This window comes from Streptomyces actuosus, assembly GCF_016921115.1.
GTDB lineage: Bacteria > Actinomycetota > Actinomycetes > Streptomycetales > Streptomycetaceae > Streptomyces > Streptomyces actuosus_A.
In genome coordinates, this window is the sequence record NZ_JAFFZS010000006.1 from 93,160 (window position 1) to 118,921 (window position 25,762).

The window sequence follows — 25,762 nt, forward strand, 5'->3', positions numbered from 1 at the left end:
GGACTGCTCGATCCGGCCACGGCACCGCCCCCGGCCCGGCCCGCCCCTCCCCCGCCCGCGGAGGGCGGGGGAAACCGCGGACCTGCGCACCGAGCTGCGCACATGCAGTACGTTCGGGTCATGTCCCAGCCCGCCAAGTCCTCACGTACACCAGCTACGCCAGACGCGCCGGAAAGTACCGCAGGCAGTCGCGCCGCCGCCCAGCGGCTCAAGATGCGCCGGGAACTGGCGGCGGCGGCGATGGAGCTCTTCGCGACCAAGGGCTACGAGGCGACCACCGTCGACGAGATCGCGGCGGCCGCCGGCGTGGCCCGCCGCACCTTCTTCCGCCACTTCCGCTCCAAGGAAGAGGCGATCTTCCCCGACCACGACGACACGCTCGTCCGCGCCGAGGCGGTGCTCAACGCCGCCCCCGCGCACGAGCACCCGCTCGACACGGTGTGCCGCGGCATCAAGGAGGTCATGAAGATGTACGCGGCGCGGCCGGAGATCTCCGTCGCCCGCTACAAGCTGACCCGCGAGGTGCCCACCCTGCGCGAGGCGGAGATCGCGTCGGTGGCCCGCTACGAGCGCCTGTTCACCCGCTACCTCCTCGGCCACTTCGACGAGCACGCGCACGACGACGACGCCAACGACGACCCGCTGCTGGCCGAGGTCGCCGCCTCGGCGGTCGTCACCGCCCACAACCACGTGCTGCGGCGCTGGCTGAGGGCAGGGGCCCAGGGCGACGTGGAGGCCCAGCTCGACCACGCGTTCGCGATCGTCCGCAAGACGTTCGGGTCGGGCATCATGGCGGGCCGCAGCGCCCCTCCGGCGAAGCCCACCGCGGCGACCACCTCGACGCAGGGCGAGGTGCTGGTGACGGTCGCCCGCACCGACGCCCCGCTGGACGAGGTGATGCGGACCATCGAGAAGGCGCTCAAGGAGCGCTGATCGGCTCTGCCCGCGCTGTGACGACGGCCACCCGACCGGGTGGCCGTTTTGCCATGTCAGGGAGCCTTTTCGCCCACCTCTCCGGCGTCGTTCGATCGATCATCGCTCATTTGTTGCGTAAAGATTTCATCTGAGAGCAAGTTCTGGCACTCAGTGCCTTGTCACCTGACACGGTGTGCCATACGTTGGAAGTGTCCGGGCGGCCGGCGTGCAGAGACCATGCGTACGCCGGCTGTCCCCGCAGACCCTTCCCGGGGTCTGTGCGCCCGGCGCCTGCGTCACAGGCAACCTCCCGCGCCACAAAGCGCTGCCGATCAGCACCACCGCCGAACCGACGGCACTTCCTGGACCCTCAGCAGCACCGACACCACCCTCAGCGCCCCTCCCTCAGGGCGCTTCCCCTCGACCCTCGGCACCGCCCGAGCAGGGGAGACCCCAACCGCCGGAGGCAACACCGTGACCGTGAAGGACATCCTCGCCGCGATCCAGTCGCCCGACTCCACCTCGGCCGACTTCGCCGCGCTGCCGCTCCCCGAGTCGTACCGCGCGATCACCGTCCACAAGGACGAGACGGAGATGTTCGCGGGCCTGGAGACCCGTGACAAGGACCCGCGCAAGTCGATCCACCTGGACGAGGTCCCCGTGCCCGAGCTGGGTCCGGGCGAGGCCCTGGTGGCCGTCATGGCCTCCTCGGTCAACTACAACTCGGTGTGGACCTCGATCTTCGAGCCGATGTCCACCTTCGGTTTCCTGGAGCGCTACGGCAAGCTCTCCCCGCTGACCAAGCGGCACGACCTGCCGTACCACATCATCGGCTCCGACCTCGCGGGCGTCGTGCTGCGCACGGGTCCCGGCGTCAACGCCTGGCGGCCCGGCGACGAGGTCGTCGCGCACTGCCTCAGCGTCGAGCTGGAGTCCCCCGACGGGCACGACGACACCATGCTCGACCCCGAGCAGCGCATCTGGGGCTTCGAGACCAACTTCGGCGGCCTCGCCGAGATCGCCCTGGTCAAGACCAACCAGCTGATGCCGAAGCCGAAGCACCTGAGCTGGGAGGAGGCCGCCGCCCCGGGCCTGGTCAACTCGACCGCCTACCGGCAGCTGGTCTCACGCAACGGCGCCGCGATGAAGCAGGGCGACAACGTCCTGATCTGGGGCGCGTCCGGCGGCCTCGGCTCCTACGCCACCCAGTTCGCCCTGGCCGGCGGCGCCACCCCGATCTGTGTGGTCTCCTCGCCGGAGAAGGCCGAGATCTGCCGGAAGATGGGCGCCGAGCTGATCATCGACCGCGCCGCCGAGGGCTACCGGTTCTGGAAGGACGAGAACACCCAGGACCCCAAGGAGTGGAAGCGCTTCGGCAAGCGCATCCGCGAGCTCACCGGCGGCGAGGACGTCGACATCGTCTTCGAGCACCCCGGCCGCGAGACCTTCGGCGCCTCCGTCTACGTCACCCGCAAGGGCGGCACCATCGTCACCTGCGCCTCCACCTCCGGGTACATGCACCAGTACGACAACCGCTACCTGTGGATGTCGCTGAAGCGGATCGTCGGCTCGCACTTCGCGAACTACCGCGAGGCCTACGAGGCCAACCGCCTCATCGCCAAGGGCAGGATCCACCCCACCCTGTCGAGGGTGTACTCCCTGGAGGACACCGGCCAGGCCGCCTACGACGTGCACCGCAACCTCCACCAGGGCAAGGTCGGCGTGCTGTGCCTCGCCCCCGAGGAGGGCCTGGGCGTGCGCGACGAGGAGATGCGCGCCCAGCACATCGACGCCATCAACCGCTTCCGGAACATCTGAGGTCCGTCCATGACTGAGCGTCAGAAGGACCGGCCGTGGCTCATGCGGACCTACGCCGGTCACTCCACGGCCGAGGCGTCCAACGAGCTGTACCGGCGCAACCTCGCCAAGGGCCAGACGGGTCTGTCGGTGGCGTTCGACCTGCCCACGCAGACCGGCTACGACTCCGACCACATCCTCGCCCGCGGCGAGGTCGGCCGGGTCGGCGTGCCCGTCGCGCACCTCGGTGACATGCGCAGGCTGTTCCAGGACATCCCCCTGGAGCAGATGAACACCTCGATGACGATCAACGCCACGGCCATGTGGCTGCTGGCGCTCTACCAGGTCGTCGCCGAGGAGCAGGGCGCGGACATCACCAAGCTCCAGGGCACGACCCAGAACGACATCGTCAAGGAGTACCTGTCCCGGGGGACGCACGTCTTCCCGCCGGGTCCGTCGCTCCGCCTGACGACGGACATGATCGCGTACACGGTCTCCCACATCCCGAAGTGGAACCCGATCAACATCTGCAGCTACCACCTGCAGGAGGCGGGCGCCACACCGGTGCAGGAGATCGCGTACGCGATGTCCACCGCGATCGCCGTCCTGGACGCCGTGCGCGACTCCGGACAGGTGCCGCAGGAGCGCATGGGCGACGTCGTCGCCCGCATCTCCTTCTTCGTCAACGCGGGCGTCCGCTTCGTCGAGGAGATGTGCAAGATGCGCGCCTTCGGCCGCATCTGGGACAGGATCACACGCGAGCGGTACGGCATCGAGAACCCCAAGCAGCGCCGCTTCCGCTACGGCGTCCAGGTGAACTCCCTCGGCCTGACCGAGGCGCAGCCGGAGAACAACGTCCAGCGCATCGTGCTGGAGATGCTGGCCGTGACCCTCTCCAAGGACGCCCGCGCGCGGGCCGTGCAGCTGCCGGCCTGGAACGAGGCACTGGGGCTGCCCCGCCCCTGGGACCAGCAGTGGTCGCTGCGCATCCAGCAGGTTCTCGCCTACGAGAGCGACCTGCTGGAGTACGACGACCTCTTCGAAGGCTCCAAGGTCGTCGAGGCGAAGGTGGAGGAGCTGGTCACCGCCTCCCTCGCCGAGATCGAGCGGATCCAGGAGATGGGCGGCGCGATGGCCGCCGTGGAGTCCGGCTACCTCAAGTCGCAGCTCGTCGCCTCGCACGCCGAGCGCCGCGGGCGGATCGAGTCGGGCCAGGAGAAGATCGTCGGCGTCAACGTCTTCGAGTCGACCGAGCCCAACCCGCTCACCGCCGACCTCGACACGGCGATCCAGACGGTCGACCCGGCCGTCGAGCAGCGCGTCGTCGACGCACTGCAGCACTGGCGCGACACCCGCTACCAGCCGCCCTTCAACCACCCGCGCCCCTGCAAGGCGCTGGAGCGGCTGAAGGAGGCCGCACGCGGCACCGCCAACCTCATGGAGGCAACCCTGGAGTGCGCCCGAGCCGGCGTGACGACCGGGGAGTGGGCCGGGGCACTGCGCGAGGTGTTCGGCGAGTTCCGCGCTCCCACGGGCGTGTCGTCCGCGCCCGTCGCGGTGACCGCCGAGGAGGGCACGAAGCTGGCCGAGGTGCGCCGCCGGGTGGACGTGACCGCCCGCGACCTGGGCGTGGGCAAGCTGCGCTTCCTCGTCGGCAAGCCGGGGCTGGACGGGCACTCCAACGGCGCCGAGCAGATCGCCGTGCGGGCCCGCGACGCCGGGTTCGAAGTGGTGTACCAGGGTATCCGGCTCACGCCGGAGCAGATCGTGGACGCGGCCCTGGCCGAGGACGTGCACGCGGTGGGCCTGTCCATCCTCTCCGGCTCGCACGCCCAGCTGGTGCCGGACGTGCTGGAACGCCTCCGTGTGGCCGGTGCCACAGATATACCCGTGATCGCAGGTGGCATCATCCCGAACGGTGACGCCGAAGAGCTGCGAGCCGCCGGGGTGGCCGCGGTCTTCACCCCGAAGGACTTCGACATCACGGGCATCATCGGCAGCATCGTCGACGAGATCCGCACAGCGAACAAGCTCGACCCCCTGGAGGTCCCCGCATGACCGTCAACCGCCTTCGCCCGCGCCGCTCCTGCCTGGCGGTCCCGGGAAGCAACCCCCGCTTCCTGGAGAAGGCGCAGGGCCTCCCCGCCGACCAGGTCTTCCTGGACCTGGAGGACGCGTGCGCGCCGCTGGCCAAGCCCGAGGCGCGGCACACCATCGTCAAGTTCCTCAACGAGGGCGACTGGACGGGCAAGACGCGGGTCGTCCGCGTCAACGACTGGACGACGGAGTGGACGTACCGCGATGTCGTGACGGTGGTCGAGGGCGCCGGCCCGAACCTCGACTGCATCATGCTGCCGAAGGTGCAGAACGCCCAGCAGGTGGTCGCTCTGGACCTGCTGCTGACCCAGATCGAGAAGACCATGGGCTTCGAGGTCGGTCGCATCGGCATCGAGGCGCAGATCGAGAACGCGCAGGGCCTGAACAACGTCAACGAGATCGCGCAGGCCTCGCCGCGCGTGGAGACGATCATCTTCGGCCCGGCCGACTTCATGGCGTCGATCAACATGAAGTCGCTGGTGGTCGGTGAGCAGCCGCCCGGTTACCCGGCGGACGCCTACCACTACATCCTGATGAAGATCCTGATGGCGGCCCGCGCCAACGACCTCCAGGCGATCGACGGCCCCTACCTGCAGATCCGCAACATCGACGGCTACCGCGCGGTCGCGCAGCGCGCCGCGGCGCTCGGCTTCGACGGCAAGTGGGTGCTGCACCCGGGCCAGGTCGAGGCGTCGAACGAGATCTTCTCGCCGTCGCAGGAGGACTACGACCACGCCGAGCTGATCCTCGACGCGTACGACTACTACACGTCGGAGGCGGGCGGCAAGAAGGGTTCCGCCATGCTCGGCGACGAGATGATCGACGAGGCCAGCCGCAAGATGGCGCTGGTCATCTCCGGCAAGGGGCGCGCCGCCGGTATGCAGCGCACCAGCAAGTTCGAGATCCCGGAGGCCTGAGCGCGATGCAGTTCGGACGTACGTACGAGGAGTTCGAGGTCGGGGCGACGTACAAGCACTGGCCCGGCAAGACGGTCACGGAGTACGACGACCACCTGTTCTGCCTCCTCACCATGAACCACCACCCGCTCCACATGGACGTGAACTACGCCGAGAAGACGACGGACTTCGGCAAGAACGTGGTGGTCGGCAACTACATCTACTCCCTGCTGCTCGGCATGAGCGTGCCGGACATCTCGGGCAAGGCGATCGCCAACCTGGAGATCGAGTCGCTCAAGCACGTGGCGCCGACCTTCCACGGCGACACGATCTACGGCCAGACGACGGTCCTCGACAAGTGGCCGTCGAAGTCGAAGAACGACCGGGGCATCGTCTACGTCGAGACCAAGGGCTACAAGCAGGACGGCACCCTGGTGTGCGTCTTCCGCCGCAAGGTGATGGTGCCGACCGAGACGTACATCAAGGAGCGCGGCGGCGAGCAGCCGGGCCGCCCGGAACTGAACGCCCCTTCGGAAAAGACGGAGAAGTAGGCCATGGCACGTCTCGCCCAGACCGCCGGTCTGACGGACATCCAGCAGGAGATCCTCGCGACCGTCCGCGACTTCGTGGACAAGGAGATCATCCCGGTCGCGACCGAGCTGGAGCACCGCGACGAGTACCCGCAGGCGATCGTCGACGGGCTGAAGGAGTTGGGCCTGTTCGGCCTGATGATCCCCGAGGAGTACGGGGGTCTGGGCGAGTCCCTCCTGACGTACGCGCTGTGCGTGGAGGAGATCGCCCGCGGCTGGATGTCGGTGTCCGGCATCATCAACACGCACTTCATCGTGGCGTACATGCTCAAGCAGCACGGCACGCAGGAGCAGAAGGACCACTTCCTGCCGAGGATGGCCGCCGGCGACATCCGCGGCGCCTTCTCGATGTCGGAGCCCGGCCTGGGCTCGGACGTCTCGGCCATCACGTCCAAGGCCGTCAAGGACGGGGACGAGTACGTCCTGAACGGCCAGAAGATGTGGCTGACGAACGGCGGCACGTCGTCCCTGGTCGCCGTTCTCGTCCGGAGTGACGAAGGACACTCCCCCGAGGAGACGGCCAGGGCCCCGCACAGGTCCATGACGACCTTCCTGGTCGAGAAGGAGCCCGGCTTCGGCGAGGTCCGCCCGGGCCTCACCATTCCGGGCAAGATCGACAAGATGGGCTACAAGGGCGTCGACACGACCGAGCTCATCATGGACGGCCTGCGCATTCCCGCCGATCGGGTGCTCGGCGGGGTCACCGGCCGAGGTTTTTACCAAATGATGGACGGCGTGGAGGTCGGCCGCGTCAATGTGGCGGCACGTGGCTGCGGCGTCGCTCAGCGTGCGTTCGAACTCGGCGTCCAGTACGCCCAGCAGCGTCACACTTTCGGCAAGCCGATCGCCCAGCACCAGGCGATCCAGTTCAAGCTCGCGGAGATGGCTACCAAGGTCGAGGCCGCTCATGCGATGATGGTGAATGCAGCGCGCAAAAAGGACTCCGGAGAACGAAACGACCTCGAGGCTGGGATGGCGAAGTACCTCGCCTCCGAGTACTGCAAGGAGGTCGTGGAGGATGCCTTCCGGATCCACGGCGGCTACGGCTTCTCCAAGGAGTACGAGATCGAGCGCCTCTACCGCGAGGCCCCGATGCTGCTCATCGGTGAAGGTACCGCCGAGATCCAGAAAATGATCATCGGGCGCAGGTTGCTCGAAGAGTATCGATTCCAGGGCTGATTGTCCGGATGCGGGGTGTTATCTCCGGGAGGAAGATCACACCCCGTAGGCACTCTTCGCCTGCCGACTCGGCTTCCTGGCTTACCCAGTTGTGGCCGTGAACCGCTACGATCGCCGGAAAGCCGCCGTCCCCCTCCTGAAGCGCGGCATCATCCGCTACGAAGGTCATCCATGCCCCACAGCCAAACCTCTGCACCACGCGACAGCCGAGTCGGCGTACGCCTCGCGCGCGGAGCATCGCCGTGGCTTCTCCCGACCGTCGCCACCGCAGCCGTCAGCCTGGTCCGCGCTCGCCGCTCCGGCGCGGCCAAGGCCCTGGCCGTTCCCGCCACCGCGCTCGCGGCGGGAATGCTGTGGTTCTTCCGCGACCCCGAGCGCGAGATCGCCCAGGGCCGGGTCATCTCGCCCGCCGACGGTGTGGTGCAGAGCATCATGCCCTGGAAGGACGGCCGCACCCGCGTCGCGATCTTCATGAGCCCGCTCAACGTCCACGTCAACCGGGCCCCCCTGTCCGGCACCGTGACGTCGGTCGAGCACATCCCCGGCGGTTTCGTTCCCGCGTTCAACAAGGAGAGCGAGAACAACGAGCGCGTCGTCTGGCACTTCGACACCGAGCTCGGTGACATCGAGATGATCCAGATCGCCGGCGCCGTGGCCCGCCGCATCGTCCCCTACGTGCCCCAGGGCACCAAGGTCGAGCAGGGTGAGCGCATCGGCCTCATCCGCTTCGGCTCGCGCGTCGACATCTACCTGCCCGAGGGCGTGGAGGTCGCGGTCGAGGTCGGTCAGAAGACGGTGGCTGGGGTGACTCGCATTGACCGTGATTGATCCGGAGACACAGGGCGGCTGGGTGCCCGAGGCGGCCGAGGCGGAGGAAGAGGAGGAGATGCCCCTCTCGCTCCGCCTCTCGATAGCGGACACCCTGACCCTGGGCAACGCCACGTGCGGCTTCATGGCGGTGTACTTCACCACCACCGGGATCCTGATCCCGCACCTGACCGGCAGCCAGGAGACCGGCATGGCCCGCCACAGCGCGGCCACGGCGGTCATCCTGATGCTCTGCGCCGCGGTCTTCGACCTGTTCGACGGCCTGGTGGCGCGCAAGCTGCGCAGCTCGCCGATGGGTGCGGAGCTGGACAACCTCTCCGACCTGATCAGCTTCGGCCTGGCACCGGCGTACTTCGTCCTCGTCTACGGCATGGTCGCGGACGACGCACACCAGCGAGTGGCCGCGCTCGGGGCAATCGTGGTGCTCCTGGCCGTGGTCCTGCGCCTGGCCCGCTTCTCCTGCGTGACCATGAAGGACGGCGTGTTCCAGGGCATGCCGAGCCCCTTCGGCGCACTGACGGTGGTCTCGATCGTCCTGCTGGAGCTGCCCTTCGTGGCGACGCTCCTCGCCATCCTGGGCACCGCCTGGCTGATGGTGAGCCGTGTGGAGTACCCCAAGCCGCGAGGCCGCCTCGCCGGCGCGATGCTCTCCTGGATCGTTCTGTCGATGGGCCTTCTGGCGGCCTGGGCCTTCGACGCCCCCAGCGGTCAGCTCCTCCTCCAGACGGGCTGCGCACTGCAGCTGGTCATGGGCGCGGTCATCCCGCTGTTCGCCACGGCCCGCCGGGTGAACAACTTCCGCGACAACCGGCGCGAGGCACGGGCGGCGCAGTTGCCGTAGCGAGCACCAGGTCAGGACGGCACGGTACGAAGGGGCCTCGAACCAGATGACGGTTCGGGGCCCCTTTCGCATGCCCGGACGGCGATGGAGGTACGGGGACGAGCTGCGGTGAGCTCGGGCGAGCCCTGAACTCGGGCGAGCGGTGGCCGGAGGGCGGTGGCCTTCAGGGGCGAGGCTCCGGAGGCAGGGGCAGGGATCCCGGACCGCGGTCACGGGCTGATCAAGGGCCGGGCCCCACCACAGGCCGCGGACCGGCTTGCGGGACGCGCGTGTGCAGGGTGACGTGCGCCGGGGCGGGGCCGGTGCGGGTGGGGCGGACCGGCGGCGGGGGACGACGAGAGCCCGCCCGGGGCATGAGCCGGCGCAGGGCAGCACTACGGCACGGCGCCGCCGGAGGGTGTGCGGGCAGGATGGCGCCGGGCTGCGTGACGGGCGTGACCGCGGAGGCCGGCGAGGGTGTCGGTCAGCGGGAAGCCTGCGCCCGCGGTCCGTCCGGCTGCCCGGCCCGCCCGGGGCCGGAGCGGCATCCCAGGTCCGCTCGGCCCCCGTGAACGGCCCGCGTCCACGGGGCTGCCGGGCTCGGCCGGACCGGCGGGATGCGAGGGGGCGCCCCGCGGGACGCGGAGGACAGGACGCCGGCCGGGGAGCGGACGCGATCCGGTCCCCGGCGGCGCGGGCAGACGCTCCCCCTCCGGGGGAAGCCGGCTCAGGCCAGGAAATCCCGTGCGATCCGCGCGGCGACCCGCTCCAGGATCGGTCCCGCCTCCGCGATGCACAGGGCGACGTCCGGCTCCGCCTCCGTCAGCGCGTAGGCCCGCCGGATACCGGCCCGCCCCAGCTCCTCCGGCGGCAGGGCCAGCCGCCCGCACACCGCGACGACCTCCTTGCCCACCGTTCGGGCCGCCGCGGCGACGCCCGCCGGCGCCTTGCCGTGGAGGGTCTGCTCGTCCAGGGACCCCTCCCCGGTGATCACCAGGTCGGCCCGGTCCAGCGCCGTACCGAAGCCGAGCACGTCGAGCATGACCTCGATGCCGGGCCGGAACCGCGCGCCGATCAGCAGGGCGCCGTAGCCGATGCCGCCCGCGGCCCCCGCTCCCGGCGACGCGGCGTACTCGGCGGCCGTCGGGCCGACCGCGTCCTCCAGCACCTTCGCGTAGTGGGTGAGCGCGGAATCCAGCGCCGTCACGTCCTCCGGCGAGGCGCCCTTCTGCGGCCCGTACACCGCGGGCGCGCCCTTCGGGCCGGTCAGCGGGTTGTCGACGTCGCTGGCCAGCACCAGCTCGACCTCCGCCAGGCGCGGGTCGAGGCAGCTCAGGTCGGCGGACGCCAGCTCGGCCAGCCCGCCGCCGCCCGGCGGCACCGGTTCCCCCGTGTCGTCGAGAAGCCGGGCGCCCAGCGCGGAGAGCATCCCGGCTCCGCCGTCCGTCGTCGCGCTGCCTCCGACCCCGAAGACGATCGTGCGCGCACCGGCGTCCAGCGCGGCACGCAGCAGTTCGCCGGAGCCGTACGTGGAGGAGGAGAGCGGCGCGAGCACCCCGGCCGGCAGCCGCTGCAGCCCGCTGGCCTCGGCCATCTCCACCACCGCGGTCTCACCGCGCACCGCGAACGCCGCGGTCACCTCGTCACCCAGCGGCCCCGCGACCCGTACCTCGTGCCGCTCGAAACCGGCCGCGACGGCCGCGGCGACGGTGCCGTCACCGCCGTCGGCGACGGGCAGCGACTCCACCTCGACATCCGGTACGACCAGCCGGAGCCCGGCCGTCACCCGCTGGGCGACCTGCACCGCCGTCAGCGAGCCCTTGAACTTGTCCGCGGCAACGAGCACCCGCCGGGTGCCGTGCACAGCAGCGTCCGCCACCTTGCAATCCCCTTGCTCTCCGGGCCCGACGCATGTCGGGGCCAGTCGCGCCGCTGCGACCTTAACCGGAGACCGCCCGTGCCGTCATGCCCCGCCCGAACCGTGGACCCTGGACACGGGCGACGCCGCCGGGAATCGGGTAGACCGGTGTCATGACGTCTCTCATGACACCGGTGGAGACGAGGCCGGGGCTCGCCGACCGCGTCCTCGGCGGCTGGCTGGGCCGGATCGCGGGCAACATGCTCGGCAAGCCGGTCGAGCAGGGCGAGGTGTGGACCCGTGAGCGGATCGACCACTACCTGCGGCAGGCCGGCGCCCTGCCGCTCGACGACTACCTCCCGGAGCCCCCGGGCGGCGACGGGCTTCCGCCGCTGCGTCCGGAGTGGCGCCAGTGCGTACGCGGACGCATCCACGGCAGCTGCCGCGACGACGACGTCGACTACGCGATCCTCGGCCTGGACCTGCTGGAGACGCACGGCTTCCGCTTCACCACCGAGCAGGTCGGCGACCTGTGGCTGCTGCGGCTGCCGTACCGGCAGACGTTCACCGCGGAGCGCGCGGCCTACCGCAACCTCGCCAACGGGCTCAGGCCGCCGCTGACCGCGACGTACGACAACCCGTACCAGGACTGGATCGGCGCCCTGATCCGCGCCGACATCTACGGCTGGACCTGCCCCGGCGACCCGCGCCGCGCCGCAGCCCTGGCCCGACGGGACGCGGTCCTGTCGCACACCGGCAACGGGGTGTACGGCGCGATGTTCGCAGCCGCCCTGATCTCGGCCGCGTTCACCGCCCCCGGCGTCCGCGGCGCACTCGACGAGGCGCTCGCCGTCATCCCGGCGGGCAGCCGCCTGGCGCGTACGGTCCGTCGGGTCGTATCCCTCCACGATTCCCGGATGACCTGGGAGGACACGCTCACCACCCTCGCCGAGGAGACCGCCGGGCTGGGCTGGATCCACACGGTCCCGAACGCCGCGGTCCTCACGGCGGGCCTGCTGTACGGCGACGGCGACTTCACCCGCACCGTCGCGCTCACCGTCCGCGGCGGGCTGGACACCGACTCCAACGGCGCGACGGCCGGGTCGGTGGCCGGCGTGCTGACCGGCGCGGCGGCGATCCCCCCGCAGTGGACGGAGCCGCTGGAGGACACGGTCCGCAGCGCGGTGTTCGGCTTCGACGGGGTCCGCATCAGCGAACTGGCCGAGCGCACACTGCGCCTGGCGGAGTCGGCCCCCTGACCGACGGTCGGCAGGAGAAGACCGCCGCGTGAGTGCGCCTCCGTGGGCGCAGGCGGATTCCTTCCGCACGCGGACCGAGCGGGACGGCTCGGCTACCCGCTCGTCCGCACAGGAGACGTGATACTTGAATGCCCGCGTCACGCGGGTGGCCACGATTCACACACTGTTTCGCCGGTTCGTGACTTCCTGGCGGGCCGACGAGAGGGGACGGCGCATTGCCCCGGCGGCGATGCGCCTTTCCCCGAGCCGCTCCCCAGGCGTCCTGTTCCTCCCCCGTCCGAAGGCGGGGGCTTCCTCGGAGGTTCCCGATGACCACTGCCGACTTCGCCGCCTACATCGCCTCGCTCCCCCGCGTGCTGGCCGGGGCCGCGGCCCTGTTCCGGGACGCAGAGGGCCGGGTGCTGCTCGTCGAGCCCAACTACCGGGAGGGCTGGGCACTGCCGGGCGGCACGATCGAGTCCGACGACGGCGAGACCCCACGGGAAGGGGCGCGCCGGGAGACGCTGGAGGAGATCGGCCTGGACCGGCCGCTGGGCCGCCTGCTCGCGGTGGACTGGGTGCGCGGCCCGGGCCGGCCGCCCCTGGTGGCCTACCTGTACGACGGCGGCGTCCTGGCCGAGGACGAGCTGAAGTCGATCCGCCTGCAGGAGGAGGAGCTGCTGTCCTGGCGGCTGGTGATGCCAGAGGACCTCACCGCCCACCTGCAGGGCTCGCTGGGCCGCCGGGTGCTGGCCGCGCTCGACGTCCTGACGGACGGCACCACCACCGCGGAGCTGGAGAACGGCCACCGCGTCGCCTGACCCGGGCCGAGCGGTGCCACGCGGCCGCCGCCCGTGCCCTCCGCCCCTCGGCGAACCACCCTCGGTGCCGGTACGAACAGCCGGGACATATCCACTCGCTTGTGGGCGGGGCCGCGTCCTACCCTCGGCAGCATGACCGAACCCCTCGTCGCCATCCTCAGCGGCGCCGGTGTCTCCACCGACAGGGGTATTCCGTCAAAGCGTCCTGCGCCTTGCACGAGCACCAGGAACTACGAGGCAGCTGGGGCCGACGTTCGTGCCTGGGCGTGGGCGGGGTCCAAGTCTTGGGAGAGCCTTCGGCACGCATAGGTGCCGGTGGCCACATCACAACTGACGGACCGGGACGCACTGTGCGGCGGCCTGTACGCGCGGCCTGAGCCCGCGACACGTCTCTCTCCCTCCCCCGTTGCACCCGCCTGAGTTGAGCGGTCTGTCACACAGGTCCGCAACCGGAGTGGCGAGGTTTCGGTACGCCCCTCCCCAGTGACATGATCGATTGACTGTTCGAGGCAACGAGCTGAAGGGGGAACAGGTTGTCATTCGAGGAGGAGTGGGCCCAATTGAAGGCCGACGCCTTGGCGCGTCGGCAGACCGGCATGCAGATCGACCAGCTGCCGGCAGACGGGGGCTCGGGGTCAGGCACCCCAGCCTCCGGGTCCCTGGTGGCCAAGGCCGAGTCGATCAATGGCAACGCGAATCTGCTGATCGAGATCGCGGGCTTCCTTCACGAGGGGCGGCCTGACGCCGAACTGACCACCATGGCCCGCGAACCCCGGACGCCTGAGGAGGTGGCCGAACAGGTGGCACGGTTCGCTGGATTCGCCGATGACCAGTACCTCGACGCAGTTGCCCTGTTCGCGGCGCTGTCCACCCGCCTGAGGACGACCGGCAGCGACTTCGTGAAGATCGACGACGACACAGCTCAGCGCTTCCTCGACGACGTCCTTCGCTACGGCCAGTACGTCGCCCCGGAGGCACGATGAGCATCGGCATCAGCCACCGCAAGGACGTCGAGTTCCTGGAAAGCTGCAACCCGCCCCTCGTCGAACGGAACGCGGACGAGTACAAGCGCCTGCACGACCTGCTCGTGGCGGTCGCCCCCTCCGCCGAGCGGGCCGAGAAGCACACGCAGTGGAAGAGTGAGGGCAGTCAGCACTACGAGGCCCGACTCGCCGAGGGGCGCAGACTCATCGCGCAACTGGCCGAGGGCTACGACAAAGCCGCCAGCGCCCTGCGCAGCTACGCCTGCGCGCTGGAGGTGGCCAAGGCCCACTACTCCAACGGCAAGGCGAACGAGCAGGCCCTCGCGACACTGATCCACACCAAGGGCACGGCGATCACCCGCGAAGCCCAGGAAGCGGAGCCGATGCGCCAGTGGGAGGACATGCGGGCCACCACCGGTGTCATGGACTTCTTGGCCGAACTCACCATGGACGTCGACGACATCCGCGATGATGCGAACCGGCTGCACGACGCCGCCGGCGGGGACTTCCACCTGGCGAAGACCACTGAGCACGAGGCACGGGAGATCTGCGTCCACGAACTCAAGCAGGCCTACGACCTGCTGCCGGACTTTCGCATGGGTTTCATCCAACGCGTCGACATCGTCTCCGCGGTCTCGGAGCTGCGGCGGGAAGCGGCCGAGGCGAGCACCAACCCGCTGACGCGGCTGCCCGGCAGCGGCCCCAAGCAGGACTACTACCCCATCGCCGGGAACGAGATCGTCTCTCCGACACTGCGCGACATCCGCCTCCAGGTCGCCAGCCTCCCCGGAGCGAAGGACAGTTACTGGAGCCCGCCCTCCAACGCCCAGGAGCGCGCTGAGTGGATCGCCGCGAACAAGGAGATCATCAAGGCAGCGGCACGGAACTCTGGGCTGCCGCCGGACATGGTCGCCGGCATCGCCTGGCAGGAGATCGGTGGCCAGCCCGGCATCCTCGACGACATCACCGACACCATCCGCGAACAGGCGGACTCTCCGTTGAGCCCGATCGCCCCCGAGAGCCTGCCTTGGCGTCTCGGCGGCGACCCCGACAACACATCCATGGGGCCCATAGCCATCCAAGTGCGACGCGGCGCCGAGGTCCTCGGCTACGACCCCGACAACCTCACCGACCAACAGCGCGGCATGGTGGAGGAGGCCCTCCAAGACCCCGGGCAGAACATCTTCATCGCCTCGGAGTACCTGGCCCAGCTCAAGGCGGAGAGCGAGTTCGCCGACGTACCGCCGGAGGGGATGACAGCGGCCCAATACCAGGAGCTCGCCGCGCGTTACAACGGTGGCCCGTACTGGCAGACCGATGACGCCCAGGCCTACGGGCGTGGCTTCACTAACAACCTGGACGAGGCAAGGAACGCACTGCGCTGATGACCCGCCCTTCCCACCCGGACAACGATCGCGGCGGCCTTCGCCTGGTCCTCGCCGTACCACTGAGCCTGCTCACCCTCATCGCCGTGTACTTCTGCTGGACCGCCCTGACCATCCGTCCGTCAGGCTCCTGGGACCACGACGCATACGCCGGCATCGTCCTGTCTTGCGTGCTGACGATCGGGGCTGCCGGTGCGGCGACGGGTTTGTGGCTGCTGCCGTCGGTGCGGCGGGTCATGGGGTGGGGGTGGGTGGTTCCTGCCGTGGTGCTCGGGGTTGTGGCGGGCGTGCGATGGGGCTTGGGCGGCTAGGGACCACTACCGCCCCGTTCAGCGCGTCACGTGATGGCCATCGCCTCCTATGAACGCTCCGCGCCGGAACGACGACATGTTACGTCTGCCAATGCCTTGCGACTCCGGGATCCCTGACTATCGCGGTCCCAACGGGCTGTGGCGTCGGGATCCCGAGGCGGTGAAGCTCGTCACCTACGAGTACTACATGGCGGATCCGGAGATCCGGCGGCGTTCCTGGCAGATGCGGCGGGGGAACCGCACGCTCAAGGCCGAGCCGAACGCGGCGCACCGGGCCGTGGCCGAGCTGGAGCGGACCGGGGGGCCGGTGCGGGTGATCACGCAGAACGTGGACGGGCTGCACCAGCTCGCCGGGATGCCTGCCCGCAAGGTGCTCGAACTGCACGGCAGCGCCCGGAGCGTGGTGTGTACGAGGTGTCATGAGCGCGGATCCATGGAGGACGCGCTCGCACGGGTCGAGGCCGGGGAGCCCGATCCGCCGTGCCTGGAGTGCGGCGGGATCCTGAAGTCGGCGACGGTGATGTTCGGCGAGCGGCTCGACCCGGTGGTGCTGGGCGAGGCCGTCGCGATCAGCAAGGCCTGCCAGGTGTTCTTCGCCGTCGGCAGCAGCCTCCAGGTCCAGCCGGCCGCGGGGCTGGCCGGGGTCGCCGCCGATCACGGGGCTCGGCTCGTCGTCGTCAACGCCGAGCCGACACCGTACGACGAGCTCGCGGACGAGGTCGTACGGGAGCCGATCGGCACCGTACTCCCGAAGCTGCTGAGCGACCTGGATGGTCGGCGCTGAGGACCACGGGGTGGCGGGCCGCCGCCGGCCGGCGGATTCCGCGCCCGTCACCTCGGCGGTGTGCACGGCCGCCCGTACCTGCCGGCGCGCAGGTACGGGCGTTCTCGCGCGTGGGCTCTTGCCCGTGACGTCACCTCACGCGGAGCGCCGCCGCCGTTTGGCGAGCAGAAGCACCGAACCGGCGATCATGAGCGTCCCGCCGACCACGGCGGGCCACAGGGTCGTGCCGGTCTCGGCCAGATCACCCGCGACCGTCTGCGTTTCGGTCTGCGGCTCCGTGGAGGAAGAACCGCCACCGGGGGGCGACGCGACCGACGACGCCTCGGGCTCGGCCGTCCCGGTGACCTGGCTGTCGTCCGAGCCGTTCTGGGATGCCTCTGCGGGCTCGTCCTCCTGTCCGCCCGACGAGGGGGCCTTGTCCTGCTGCTCGCCCGACGAAGGCGCCTTGTCCTGCTGCTCGCCCGACGAAGGCGCCATGTCCTGCTGCTCACCCGACGAAGGCGCCTTGTCCTGCTGGTAGGCCGGGGAGGACGCCTTGTCCGCCCTGGGGGCCGCGCTCGGGGCGGTGGTCGAGTCGCCGCGCGACGGTTCGGTTGCCCGCGTGCCGGCCGATGCCTGCGGCGGGTTCATGCCCCCGGAGGTGTCGTGGTTCATGCCGTCCTGGCCGCCCCCGGATGCGGTACCCGCGTCAACGGTCGCCTTCGGTTCAACGGTCGCCGCCGGCTTGTCCTGTGGCTGTTCATCGACTCCGGTGCCGCACTGCCGGCCGTTGTTGATGCAGTCGACCACCTTGTTCATCAGATCGCCGTCCATGACGCTGATGAAGTCGTCGTGGTCGGTGATCGCCTTGTGCAGCTCGGCCTGGAACCCGTCGACGGCGAACGGATTCTTCACCTGACCGTTCTCGATGGTCGGCGTCGGAACGTCGTACACCAGCCGCATCGTCAGCTGCGGAATCGCCTCGAAGCCGTTCTGGCAGTTGCCCTCGGCGTCGGCGAAGGCGACGTGCGAGCGGTGGTTGGCGCTGTCGATGTTCCGGCCGTCCCAGCAGCTCTGGAAGGCGAACGAGCGGACCACGCCGCTGCCCTGGGGACACAGCGGATACTTGTCCGTCAGCTGCACCTTGTCCTCGAAGCCGGTGCAGCTCCAGTGCGCGTTGGCATTCGCCGTGCCGTTGCTGAACGCCTTGGCGTCACCGGTGATGATGCGCAGGAACTTCGGCATCGCGACGACCTTGCTCGTCGGGCTGCCGACATACTTGATCTCGGCCGTCTTCGCCTTGAGGATCCTGCCCGCGTTGCCCTCCGCCCCGCCGCCGAGCTTGTTGTCGTCGAACTCCTTGTTGCCGTCCTGCAGTCGCAGAACCGGCCAGTAGTAGGCCGACTTGTCGTCCTGTTCGGAGCAGCTGGTGGTGGCGGCGGCCAGGTCCTGGTCCTTGGAGAAGGCGTTGACGTCCTGGTTGCCCACATAGTCGTGCGTGTGGTGGGCGCCGTTGTTCACACCGGGCGCCACGATCAGGTTGTCGGTGTTGAAGTTGTTGTTCTCGTTGACACCGCAGGAGACGCTGAACGTGCCGATCGAGGCACTGCCGTTGGGCTGCGGCGCCGGCTGGACGTTGGGCCGGACCTTGGTGATGTCGACGAAGTCGTCCGCCACCGGACCGTTGCCGGCCTGCCCGCCGATGTTCTGCTGCCCGCCGTTGTTGTTCTGCCCCTGCTCACCACCCGGCTGCTGGTCGCCGTTGTTCTGGCCGGCATCGGCCCGCACCTGATCGGCGGCCACTGCAGTGCAGTTCGCGAGTTCCTTCAGCGAGTCGTCGAAGGTGCCGCCGACGCGCTCGATGTCCATCCTGATCCTGTCGATCACCGCGGACCGCTTGTCCTTCAGCGGACCGAGGATCGCGTTCTGCACGAACGACGTGTCACCTGCCTGTGCCTGGCGCGTGGACGCCAGCCTCGCGTAGGCCTCGTTGACCTGCTTGTCGAGGTTCGCCAGCTCCATGTCGACGCCGGCCCGTGCCTTGTGCGGCACGTCCGCCAACTGCTGGCCGACGTCCGGACACTTGATTGTCGCTATCTGGGCCGCAGCGGCCTTCGTCCGGTTCTGCCCGGAGTCGTTCGTCTCGTGCGCCGAAGCATAGAAGTTCGCCGCTACGAGCCCCCCTCCGCCCATGATCAGCGCGACCGATGCGAAGGTGGCGCGCCGTGCGCCGGTAGGTCGTCTGCGTGCGTTGCGTCTCACGAAAATACTCCTACGCGTCGTGCTGCCCCGGAATGACGGTCAAAGTGAAGACCTTCCATGTCCTACGCAGACGACCCCGGCAGCGTTCAAACGCCCCACGAATTCATGACGGTTTCGTTGCGCGCGGCGACCGGAGCGCAGCGCGGTGCGGGTGGGACCGGGCGAAGCGGGCGGGCCGACCGGTGGCCGTCCGCGGCGACGAAACCGGCATCCCCTCCGCCCACGACGTGTGACTCCGAAGTCCCCGGCGACCGCGGTCTCCGAGCGCCCCGGCGGTGGGACCCGAGGCGGTGCGACTCCGGACGTACGCGCGCTGCATGGGCCATGCGGAGATGCGCCGACACTCCTGGCGGATCCGATCGGTGGTGACGGTGTACCTGTTCGGTGGCCGACCGGCCGGCGCTGAGAGCTACCCCGCGAGGGCGTGGAGGACGGAGTCGCCGATCGGGCCGAGCCAGGCAGCGAACGAGGACAGCACCCCCGCGAGGGTCCCGCCGGCGGTGACCACGGCGCCCGCCGTCTTCACCAGCCCGGTGATCCGAGCCAGGCGCTGGGCCACGGTGGGCCGGTCGGGAGACGGGGAACCGAGTTCGGCGTCGAGGGAGTCGACCTCGTCGTTCACCTGCCTCGCGACATCGGGCGGGAGTCCGAGACGGTCGATCTCCGTGCGCAGCAGGCCGAGCAGGGCCTGCGGATCCATGACCGTCGTGAAGTCGCCGTGCTGGCCGCCGTGGATGGTCTGGTCACCGGCGACGTTGTTGATGTTGCCTTGCTGGCTGCCGATGTTGAAGGTCACCGCAGTTCCTCTCGCGTGCGTCAGTGCCGGCGCGCCGCGGCATCGAACGAGCGCCGGCGCGCTGCGGTGACGATGTGCATCACCAGCCCGATCGCCATCAGGAGAAGGCCGGCGGCCGCGGCTGCCCAACCGATGAGGAACACCGGAATGCCGTTGATGTCCGCGCCGAACATGTCCCCCGGGTCGGGCCACTTGTTGGGGTCCTGGGGTATGGGATCACCGATGTGGCCCATGAAGCGCAGGATTCCCCAGGCGAAGACGGCGAAGCCGGCCAGGAAGATCACCAGACCGATGAGGATGAGCCTGCGAGCCCTGGTGCGGGCCGCAGCGATGTGGCGGAGGAAGCTCTCCTGCCGTTGATCGATGTACTGGTCGCCGCCGACGTTGTTGATGCTTGCGCCGTACTGGCGGCCCACATCGAACCGACGCGTGCCGTGCGCGGCGGGCATCAGAGCCGTGGCCCCCCTCGTCCCTTGCCGGAGTGGGGCGTTGCGGGGCCACTCGTACCGGAGGCTCACCGTTCCCAAGGTGAGTACGTCTCCGTCGTGGAGCGTCCACGGAGCGCGGACCGGGCGGTCGTTCACCAGGGTGCCGTTGGCGGACCCCAGGTCCTCCAGGACCACCTGCGCGCCCGAGCGGTTCAGCACGGCGTGCCTGCCGCTCACATACGGGTCGTCGATCCTCATGTCGCAGCCCGGGTCCCGGCCCAGGACGGATCGGACGCCGGCCAGATGATGGGGGGCACCCTGGAGATGCGCAGGGTGAATGACCGTCAGCTGGGGATCGGAGCAGTCAGGACGGCTCGCCATGATCCCACCCCGCCGGGACTGGACGCAAAGGTCGGGTTCGGTCGCGGCGGTCATCGCACGCCCCGCCCTGCACGGGAGCCGGTCCTTCCCGATCGCTCACCCCCGGTCGAGGTGAGAAGTCGGGGAATTGCCCCGAGGGCTCCGCTGCTTCCGAGGCGATGCCACCTTGCTCAGGACTTTCTCCTGATACTTCCGGTTTCAGTCTGGCACACCCGCATGTACCTCGCGACCTCGTCACGCCCCGCCTCCCGCGCCCCGACAGGCTTCGGCAGCGGGGGCCGGGGGTGGTGAGTCCCCCTGCGGCGGGGCCGGCGGGCGTGGCCGCCGATCGCGGGTCACGACGCGTTCTCCCGCCCGAGCCGACGCCGTACGACGAGAGCGCCGACGGGGAACGGGGCCGACCGCGGACACCCGGTGGAACCGGGCGCCGTCGGCCGGGGGCGCCCGGGGCGTCAGCCGAGTACGCGGCGCTTCTGGGCCTCGAACTCCTCGTCGGTGAGGACTCCTTGGGCCTTCAGCTCGCTCAGCTCCTTGAGCTGGGCGATCCGGTCCGCCATGTCGTCCGGGGATCCGTCCGACGGGGCGCGTTGGGCCTGTGCCTCCGGTGCGGGTGCCGCGGGGGCCTGCTGCTGGTACGCCGTCTGCTGCGCGTAGTCCTGTTGCGCCCACCGGCCGGCCTGGCGTCGCGAGACCCGGTTCGACACGGCTGTGGCGGTGCCCGCCACGACGGCGGTGCGTGCGACACCGCGGAGCAGTCCAGGCATGTCTCTCATCTCCCAGTGGTGGTGCGGTGTCAGGCGGCGGCGGGACCGCTGCCGGGCGGCGTGGCCTCCGCCGCCTCGAGGGAGGCCAGCAGTGCCTGGACCGGTACACGCCCACCCGCCACGAGCTGGGCGCCGCTGCGCCGGAGCGCCTGCGCCAGCGGCGCCGCCCAGACGTTCTCGTAGATCACGAGTGCCGCGGAGTTGCCCGGTTCCAGCACGGCTCCCGCCTCGTCGATGTCCTCCTGCCCCATCAGGCCGGAGGACACGCCGCTGAACACGGAGAGGTCCACCTCTTCCCCGAGGTCCGCGAGCTCCACGACGGAGACCGAGCCGTCCTCGTCCTTGCGGACGAAGACGAGATCGAGGAGGCGGATGATGCCGCGGTCGACGAGGTCGACGAGCAGCGGCAGCCCCTCTCCCGTCATCCGGTTGCCGGGGAACTCGACGACCAGGTAGTCGACGGGACCCATTTCTTCCACAGCGTCACTCATGTGCTCACTCCTGAGGAGTGGAGGGGACACGACGATCTCGCCCGACCGCACCGACCGGTGTCCGCGCGGGCGGACGGGCGCGCCGTTTCCGACGTTCGCTTCGTTTCCTTCGTAGGCACCTCAATTCCACCATCGGTGCCGGGGCCGCGCACGTCGTGTGCGCCTCAGCGGGGTTCCGTCCGGTCGTCGCAGCCTGTACGCAGGAGCCCCGGGATCAGGGCCGCCTCCCCTTCGAGGTCCAGCAGGCGGCGCTTGCGCTCCAGGCCGCCGCCGTAGCCGGTGAGGCTGCCGCCGGCGCCGACGACGCGGTGGCAGGGGACGATGACGCCGATGGGGTTCCGGCCGTTGGCGAGGCCGACGGCCCGGGACGCGGTGGGGTTGCCGAGGGCCGCGGCGAGGTCGCCGTACGTGCGTGTCCGGCCGTAGGGGATGCCCCTGAGCAGGTCCCACACGCGGCGCTGGAACGGCGTCCCGTCCATGCGCAGGGGCAGCGTGAACTCGGTCAGCTCCCCCGCGAAGTAGGCCTCCAGCTGTGCCTTCGCCTCCCCGAAGGGGGTGTCGTCCCGCTCGCCGAACGTCTCCTGTGCGGGGCGGTGCCGTTGGCCGGTCATGTAGAGCCCGCACAGGAGGCCGTCCCGGGCGACGAGGGTGAGGGGCCCGAGGGGGCTGTCGGTCACGGTGTGCTGCTTCATGGCTGCCCTTCGATGTCGCGGGTGCTGCGGCCGAGGCCGTTCGGGGGGTTCGGTGGCACGCGGCGCGGGCCCCCAGGCCGGGCCTGGCCGGGCCGCGGACGGTGCTCCGGCCGCCGCGCCGGGCCGGGGAGGAGGTTGATCGGGTGGCTGTCGGTGGCCCACAGGTACTGGACCGCGTAGGCCCGCCAGGGGCGCCAGGCAGCCGCGCGGGCGGTCAGTGCCGCCGGGGTGGAGGGCAGACCCAGGTCCCGGGCGGCACGGCGGATGCCGAGGTCGGTGGGGAGGAAGGCGTCGGGGTCTCCGAGCGCGCGCATCGCGACGACGTCGGCCGTCCAGGGGCCGAAGCCGGGCAGTTCCAGGAGGCGGGCGCGGGCCTCGGCCCAGTCGCTGTCCGCGCCCAGGCGCAGTGAGCCGTCGGCCAGTCGGCCGGCCAGGGTGGTGAGGGTGGTGCTCCGGGTCCGCGGCATCGCCAGCGTCCCGGGGTCGACGGCGGCGAGTGCCCCGGGCGTCGGGAAGAGATGGGTGAGGCCGCCCTCGGGGTCGTGGACCGGGTCACCGTGCGCGGCGACGAGGCGTGCCGCGTGGGTGCGGGCGGCGGCCGTGGAGACCTGCTGGCCGATCACGGCCCGGACGGCGAACTCGGCCTCGTCGACGGTACGCGGCACGCGCCGCCCGGGTGCCTTGTCGACCAGCGGCGCGAGCACCGGGTCGGTGCGCAGCTGGTCGTCGACGGCGACGGGGTCGGCGTCCAGGTCGAGCATGCGACGGCAGCGACTGATGGCGACGGTGAGGTCGCGCAGGTCGCTGAGGGTGAGTCGGCAGGCGATGTGGCCGGGTTCGGGGGTGAGCGCGACGACGCCGTACCCGTACGGCAGACGCAGCGTGCGCCGGTAGGCGCCGTCCCGCCACTCCTCCACCCCGGGGACGGCGGTGGCGGCGAGGTGCCCGAAGAGGTTGTCGGGGTGGAGCGGGGCGCGGAAGGGCAGGCGCAGGTTCAGGGCGCCGGGCCCGGTCGCCGGGGCGGTCTCAGGCCGAGGTGCGGCGGCCTCCTTCGGGGCGCGGGCGCGCAGCTCGCTCGGGCTGAGGGCGAAGACCTGGCGCATGGTGTCGTTGAAGGTGCGGACGGAGGAGAAGCCGGCGGCGAACGCGACGTCGGCCATGGGCACCGTGGTCGTCTCGACGAGGAGGCGGGCGGTCCGGGCGCGCTGGGCGCGGGCCAGGGCGAGCGGGCCCGCGCCGAGTTCGGCCAGAAGCTGGCGTTCGACCTGGCGGGCGCTGTAGCCGAGCCGTGCGGCGAGGCCGGGTACGCCCTCGCGGTCCACGACGCCGTCGGCGATCAGCCGCATCGCGCGGGCGGTGAGGTCGGCGCGCTGGTTCCACTGCGGTGAGCCGGGGCTGGTGTCGGGCCGGCAGCGCTTGCAGGCCCGGAAGCCGGCCTGCTGGCAGGCCGCGGCGCTGGGGTGGAAGACCATGTTGACGGGCTTCGGCGGCACCGCCGGGCAGCTCGGCCGGCAGTAGATGCCGGTGGTCACGACGGCGGTGAAGAACCAGCCGTCGAAGCGGGCGTCCTTGGACTGGACGGCGCGCACACAGCGCTCCCGGTCGGTGTGCATCCCGTTCTGCATGGGTCAAGCGTGGGGCACGTGACCGGGTGGGGCTGGCGGGAATCCGACATCGACGTCGGCCCGCCCGGACCGCTCTCCGCGCCGGCCGGGCAGCGGCTGTCCGCCGGGGCCGACGAGCCCGGTGGAGCGGTGGTGGCCAAAGACGCCGTACGGGAGCGGCGGCCGTCCGGCGCGGTGCGGAACGTCGCGACCGCCCCGCCGTGCACGGGGCCGCGCGACCGGGTCGGCCCTGTGGACCCGGCGGAGGCGGCGGCGGGGGCGGGTGCGGTCGCCCGCGCGGCCGGTGGCGCCCCTCCCCCTGCCGCGCGGCACGGTGCACGGCCCAGGGGCTCAGAAGTTGATCATATGTCCGGCCAGTCCGTGGACCGCCTCCTTGACGGCCTCCCCCAGCGTCGGGTGGGCGTGGACGTTGCGGGCGACCTCGTGGACGGTCAGGTCCCACTGCTGGGCCAGCGTCAGCTCCGGCAGCAGCTCGGTGACGTCGGGGCCGATGAGGTGGCCGCCGATGAGCTCGCCGTGGGTCGCGTCGCTGATCAGCTTCACGAAGCCGGTGGAGTCGCCGAGTCCGTGCGCCTTGCCGTTGGCGGTGAAGGGGAACTTCGCCACCTTGACGTCGTACCCGAGGTCGCGGGCCTGCTCCTCGGTGTAGCCGAAGCTGGCGATCTGGGGCTGGCAGTAGGTGGCGCGCGGGATCATGGCGTAGTCGAGCTCCATCGTCTCCGCGCCCGCGACGGTCTCCGCGGCGACCACGCCCATCGCCTCCGCCGCGTGGGCCAGCATCAGCTTGGCCGTGACATCGCCGATGGCATAGAGGTGCGGGACGGAGGTACGGCAGCGGCCGTCGACGTCGATGGCGCCGCGCTCGGTGACGCGCACCCCGGTCTTCTCCAGGCCGTAGCCCTCGACGTTCGGCTGGAACCCGATCGCCTGGAGCACCTTGTCGGCCTCCAGGACCTGCTGCGAGCCGTCCTCGGCGGTCACGGTCACGCGGACCCGGGGGCCGGACTCGTCGATGCCGTCGACCCGGGTGGCGGTGAGCACGTCGATGCCGAGCCTGCGGTACTGCTTGGCGAGCTCGGCGGAGACCTCGGCGTCCTCCAGCGGGGTCATGCGGTCCAGGAACTCGACGATCGTCACCTTCACGCCGTAGTTGTGCAGCACGTACCCGAACTCGACGCCGATGGCGCCGGCCCCGGCGATGACGATCGACTCGGGCAGATCCTCGGCGAGGATCTGCTCCTCGTAGGTGACCACCCGGGAGGTGCGTCGGGTGCCGGGCAGCAGCTTCGGTGTGGCGCCGGTGGCGATGATGCAGTGGTCGAAGCCGATGGTGCGGGTGTTGCCGTCGTAACCTGCGACCTCCAGGGTGTGCGGGTCGAGGAAGGTGCCGCGGCCGTCCAGCTCCGTGATCTTGTTCTTCTTCATCAGGTAGTGGACGCCCTTGACCCGGCCGTCGGCGACCTTGCGGCTGCGGCGGAACGCCTCCCCGTAGTCGAATGTCACCTGCCCGTCCACCTTGATCCCGAACGTCTTCGCCTCGCGGGTGACGATGTGCGCCAGCTCGGCGTTGCGCAGCAGCGCCTTGGACGGGATGCAGCCCACGTTCAGGCACACACCGCCCCAGTACTTCTCCTCCACGACGGCGACGCGGCGGCCCAGCTGTGCGGCGCGGATCGCGGCGACGTAGCCGCCGGGGCCCGCACCCAGGACCACGACGTCGAAGCGATCGTCCTGCTCGGCCATGGGGGACCACCTTTCGGCACGGTTCAGTCGGCTCGAAGTGATTCTTCCGCCCCGGCCTGCTCCTCGCCACACCGTCCACGGACCTCCCACCCTCCGGGC

Annotated in this window: 23 protein-coding genes; 14 read left to right on the plus strand and 9 right to left on the minus strand. The window is 70.5% G+C overall.

Going from position 1 to position 25,762, the window contains the following annotated elements:
- The first annotated feature begins 120 nt into the window (after nucleotides 1-120).
- The 8 genes from JS756_RS10365 to pssA all read left to right on the plus strand — a co-directional run bounded on the left by JS756_RS10365 (nucleotide 121) and on the right by pssA (nucleotide 9,143).
- Entirely contained in the window at nucleotides 121-933 is an 813-nt protein-coding gene (locus tag JS756_RS10365) for a TetR family transcriptional regulator (protein ID WP_205382732.1), read from the plus strand.
- A 462-nt stretch (nucleotides 934-1,395) separates the two neighbouring features.
- Nucleotides 1,396-2,733 (plus strand): crotonyl-CoA carboxylase/reductase, encoded by a 1,338-nt coding sequence (gene ccrA / locus JS756_RS10370; protein WP_205382879.1) that lies wholly within the window; start codon nucleotides 1,396-1,398, stop codon nucleotides 2,731-2,733.
- A 9-nt stretch (nucleotides 2,734-2,742) separates the two neighbouring features.
- Nucleotides 2,743-4,770, plus strand: coding sequence for a protein meaA (locus tag JS756_RS10375; RefSeq protein WP_205382733.1), 2,028 nt, complete (start codon nucleotides 2,743-2,745; stop codon nucleotides 4,768-4,770).
- Nucleotides 4,767-5,726, plus strand: coding sequence for an HpcH/HpaI aldolase/citrate lyase family protein (locus JS756_RS10380; protein WP_205382734.1), 960 nt, complete (start codon nucleotides 4,767-4,769; stop codon nucleotides 5,724-5,726). Before JS756_RS10375 ends, JS756_RS10380 begins: the two co-directional genes overlap by 4 nt.
- Nucleotides 5,727-5,731: 5 nt before the next feature.
- The gene (locus JS756_RS10385; protein WP_132850191.1) at nucleotides 5,732-6,256 is read left to right on the plus strand and encodes a MaoC family dehydratase; all 525 of its coding nucleotides are present in this window, start codon (nucleotides 5,732-5,734) and stop codon (nucleotides 6,254-6,256) included.
- A 3-nt stretch (nucleotides 6,257-6,259) separates the two neighbouring features.
- Nucleotides 6,260-7,474: an acyl-CoA dehydrogenase family protein gene (locus JS756_RS10390; RefSeq protein ID WP_205382735.1), complete on the plus strand. Its 1,215-nt coding sequence runs from the start codon at nucleotides 6,260-6,262 to the stop codon at nucleotides 7,472-7,474.
- Between the two features lie 171 nt (nucleotides 7,475-7,645).
- Complete coding sequence (locus JS756_RS10395) at nucleotides 7,646-8,302, plus strand: phosphatidylserine decarboxylase (RefSeq protein WP_205382736.1); 657 nt, start codon at nucleotides 7,646-7,648, stop codon at nucleotides 8,300-8,302.
- 22 nt (nucleotides 8,303-8,324) lie between these two features.
- Nucleotides 8,325-9,143: a CDP-diacylglycerol--serine O-phosphatidyltransferase gene (gene pssA, locus JS756_RS10400; RefSeq protein WP_205382880.1), complete on the plus strand. Its 819-nt coding sequence runs from the start codon at nucleotides 8,325-8,327 to the stop codon at nucleotides 9,141-9,143.
- 706 nt (nucleotides 9,144-9,849) lie between these two features.
- On the opposite strand, the gene JS756_RS10405 is transcribed toward pssA, so the two are convergent.
- Nucleotides 9,850-10,968 carry a glycerate kinase gene (locus JS756_RS10405; RefSeq protein WP_205382881.1) on the minus strand — a complete coding sequence of 373 codons (1,119 nt, stop codon included), beginning with the start codon at nucleotides 10,966-10,968 and terminating at the stop codon, nucleotides 9,850-9,852.
- 197 nt (nucleotides 10,969-11,165) lie between these two features.
- On the opposite strand from JS756_RS10405, the gene JS756_RS10410 reads away from it, so the two are divergent.
- The 6 genes from JS756_RS10410 (at nucleotide 11,166) to JS756_RS10435 (ending at nucleotide 16,502) form a co-directional block, all read left to right on the plus strand.
- Nucleotides 11,166-12,239 carry an ADP-ribosylglycohydrolase family protein gene (locus JS756_RS10410; RefSeq protein WP_205382882.1) on the plus strand — a complete coding sequence of 358 codons (1,074 nt, stop codon included), beginning with the start codon at nucleotides 11,166-11,168 and terminating at the stop codon, nucleotides 12,237-12,239.
- Nucleotides 12,240-12,547: 308 nt separating this feature from the next.
- Nucleotides 12,548-13,039 (plus strand): NUDIX domain-containing protein, encoded by a 492-nt coding sequence (locus JS756_RS10415; RefSeq protein ID WP_205382737.1) that lies wholly within the window; start codon nucleotides 12,548-12,550, stop codon nucleotides 13,037-13,039.
- Nucleotides 13,040-13,572: 533 nt separating this feature from the next.
- The gene (locus tag JS756_RS10420) at nucleotides 13,573-14,022 is read left to right on the plus strand and encodes a hypothetical protein (RefSeq protein ID WP_240203554.1); all 450 of its coding nucleotides are present in this window, start codon (nucleotides 13,573-13,575) and stop codon (nucleotides 14,020-14,022) included.
- Entirely contained in the window at nucleotides 14,019-15,407 is a 1,389-nt protein-coding gene (locus JS756_RS10425) for a hypothetical protein (protein WP_205382738.1), read from the plus strand. The genes JS756_RS10420 and JS756_RS10425 overlap by 4 nt, the downstream gene beginning before the upstream one ends.
- Entirely contained in the window at nucleotides 15,407-15,718 is a 312-nt protein-coding gene (locus JS756_RS10430; RefSeq protein WP_205382739.1) for a hypothetical protein, read from the plus strand. The genes JS756_RS10425 and JS756_RS10430 overlap by 1 nt, the downstream gene beginning before the upstream one ends.
- A 76-nt stretch (nucleotides 15,719-15,794) precedes the next feature.
- A complete protein-coding gene (locus JS756_RS10435; RefSeq protein WP_205382740.1) occupies nucleotides 15,795-16,502 on the plus strand; it encodes an SIR2 family NAD-dependent protein deacylase in 708 nt (235 codons plus the stop codon).
- Between the two features lie 135 nt (nucleotides 16,503-16,637).
- On the opposite strand, the gene JS756_RS10440 is transcribed toward JS756_RS10435, so the two are convergent.
- The 8 genes from JS756_RS10440 to lpdA form a co-directional block, all read right to left on the minus strand.
- Nucleotides 16,638-18,743 carry a DUF1996 domain-containing protein gene (locus JS756_RS10440; protein WP_205382741.1) on the minus strand — a complete coding sequence of 702 codons (2,106 nt, stop codon included), beginning with the start codon at nucleotides 18,741-18,743 and terminating at the stop codon, nucleotides 16,638-16,640.
- A gap of 409 nt (nucleotides 18,744-19,152) precedes the next feature.
- Nucleotides 19,153-19,539, minus strand: coding sequence for a hypothetical protein (locus JS756_RS10445; RefSeq protein ID WP_205382742.1), 387 nt, complete (start codon nucleotides 19,537-19,539; stop codon nucleotides 19,153-19,155).
- 20 nt (nucleotides 19,540-19,559) lie between these two features.
- Nucleotides 19,560-20,348 (minus strand): FHA domain-containing protein, encoded by a 789-nt coding sequence (locus JS756_RS10450; RefSeq protein ID WP_205382743.1) that lies wholly within the window; start codon nucleotides 20,346-20,348, stop codon nucleotides 19,560-19,562.
- 452 nt (nucleotides 20,349-20,800) lie between these two features.
- Nucleotides 20,801-21,112: an SHOCT domain-containing protein gene (locus tag JS756_RS10455; protein ID WP_205382744.1), complete on the minus strand. Its 312-nt coding sequence runs from the start codon at nucleotides 21,110-21,112 to the stop codon at nucleotides 20,801-20,803.
- 29 nt (nucleotides 21,113-21,141) lie between these two features.
- Entirely contained in the window at nucleotides 21,142-21,603 is a 462-nt protein-coding gene (locus JS756_RS10460) for a DUF6325 family protein (protein WP_205382745.1), read from the minus strand.
- Between the two features lie 164 nt (nucleotides 21,604-21,767).
- On the minus strand, nucleotides 21,768-22,295 hold the full coding sequence (locus JS756_RS10465; protein WP_205382746.1) for a methylated-DNA--[protein]-cysteine S-methyltransferase: 528 nt from the start codon (nucleotides 22,293-22,295) through the stop codon (nucleotides 21,768-21,770).
- On the minus strand, nucleotides 22,292-23,920 hold the full coding sequence (locus JS756_RS10470) for an AlkA N-terminal domain-containing protein (protein ID WP_275892672.1): 1,629 nt from the start codon (nucleotides 23,918-23,920) through the stop codon (nucleotides 22,292-22,294). Before JS756_RS10470 ends, JS756_RS10465 begins: the two co-directional genes overlap by 4 nt.
- Nucleotides 23,921-24,250: 330 nt before the next feature.
- Nucleotides 24,251-25,663, minus strand: a complete 1,413-nt coding sequence (gene lpdA, locus JS756_RS10475; protein WP_205382747.1) for a dihydrolipoyl dehydrogenase — start codon at nucleotides 25,661-25,663, stop codon at nucleotides 24,251-24,253.
- Between the last annotated feature and the right edge of the window lie 99 nt (nucleotides 25,664-25,762).

What these genes read in the sequence shown, in the direction of transcription:
- JS756_RS10365 (WP_205382732.1), top strand. Translation starts at nt 121, where the DNA reads ATGTCCCAGCCCGCCAAGTCCTCACGTACACCAGCTACGCCAGACGCG.
- JS756_RS10375 (WP_205382733.1), top strand. Translation starts at nt 2,743, where the DNA reads ATGACTGAGCGTCAGAAGGACCGGCCGTGGCTCATGCGGACCTACGCC.
- JS756_RS10380 (WP_205382734.1), top strand. Translation starts at nt 4,767, where the DNA reads ATGACCGTCAACCGCCTTCGCCCGCGCCGCTCCTGCCTGGCGGTCCCG.
- JS756_RS10385 (WP_132850191.1), top strand. Translation starts at nt 5,732, where the DNA reads ATGCAGTTCGGACGTACGTACGAGGAGTTCGAGGTCGGGGCGACGTAC.
- JS756_RS10390 (WP_205382735.1), top strand. Translation starts at nt 6,260, where the DNA reads ATGGCACGTCTCGCCCAGACCGCCGGTCTGACGGACATCCAGCAGGAG.
- JS756_RS10395 (WP_205382736.1), top strand. Translation starts at nt 7,646, where the DNA reads ATGCCCCACAGCCAAACCTCTGCACCACGCGACAGCCGAGTCGGCGTA.
- JS756_RS10410 (WP_205382882.1), top strand. Translation starts at nt 11,166, where the DNA reads ATGACACCGGTGGAGACGAGGCCGGGGCTCGCCGACCGCGTCCTCGGC.
- JS756_RS10415 (WP_205382737.1), top strand. Translation starts at nt 12,548, where the DNA reads ATGACCACTGCCGACTTCGCCGCCTACATCGCCTCGCTCCCCCGCGTG.
- JS756_RS10425 (WP_205382738.1), top strand. Translation starts at nt 14,019, where the DNA reads ATGAGCATCGGCATCAGCCACCGCAAGGACGTCGAGTTCCTGGAAAGC.
- JS756_RS10430 (WP_205382739.1), top strand. Translation starts at nt 15,407, where the DNA reads ATGACCCGCCCTTCCCACCCGGACAACGATCGCGGCGGCCTTCGCCTG.
- JS756_RS10435 (WP_205382740.1), top strand. Translation starts at nt 15,795, where the DNA reads ATGTTACGTCTGCCAATGCCTTGCGACTCCGGGATCCCTGACTATCGC.
- JS756_RS10450 (WP_205382743.1), bottom strand. Translation starts at nt 20,348, where the DNA reads ATGGCGAGCCGTCCTGACTGCTCCGATCCCCAGCTGACGGTCATTCAC.
- JS756_RS10455 (WP_205382744.1), bottom strand. Translation starts at nt 21,112, where the DNA reads ATGCCTGGACTGCTCCGCGGTGTCGCACGCACCGCCGTCGTGGCGGGC.
- JS756_RS10460 (WP_205382745.1), bottom strand. Translation starts at nt 21,603, where the DNA reads ATGAGTGACGCTGTGGAAGAAATGGGTCCCGTCGACTACCTGGTCGTC.
- JS756_RS10465 (WP_205382746.1), bottom strand. Translation starts at nt 22,295, where the DNA reads ATGAAGCAGCACACCGTGACCGACAGCCCCCTCGGGCCCCTCACCCTC.
- JS756_RS10470 (WP_275892672.1), bottom strand. Translation starts at nt 23,920, where the DNA reads ATGCAGAACGGGATGCACACCGACCGGGAGCGCTGTGTGCGCGCCGTC.
- lpdA (WP_205382747.1), bottom strand. Translation starts at nt 25,663, where the DNA reads ATGGCCGAGCAGGACGATCGCTTCGACGTCGTGGTCCTGGGTGCGGGC.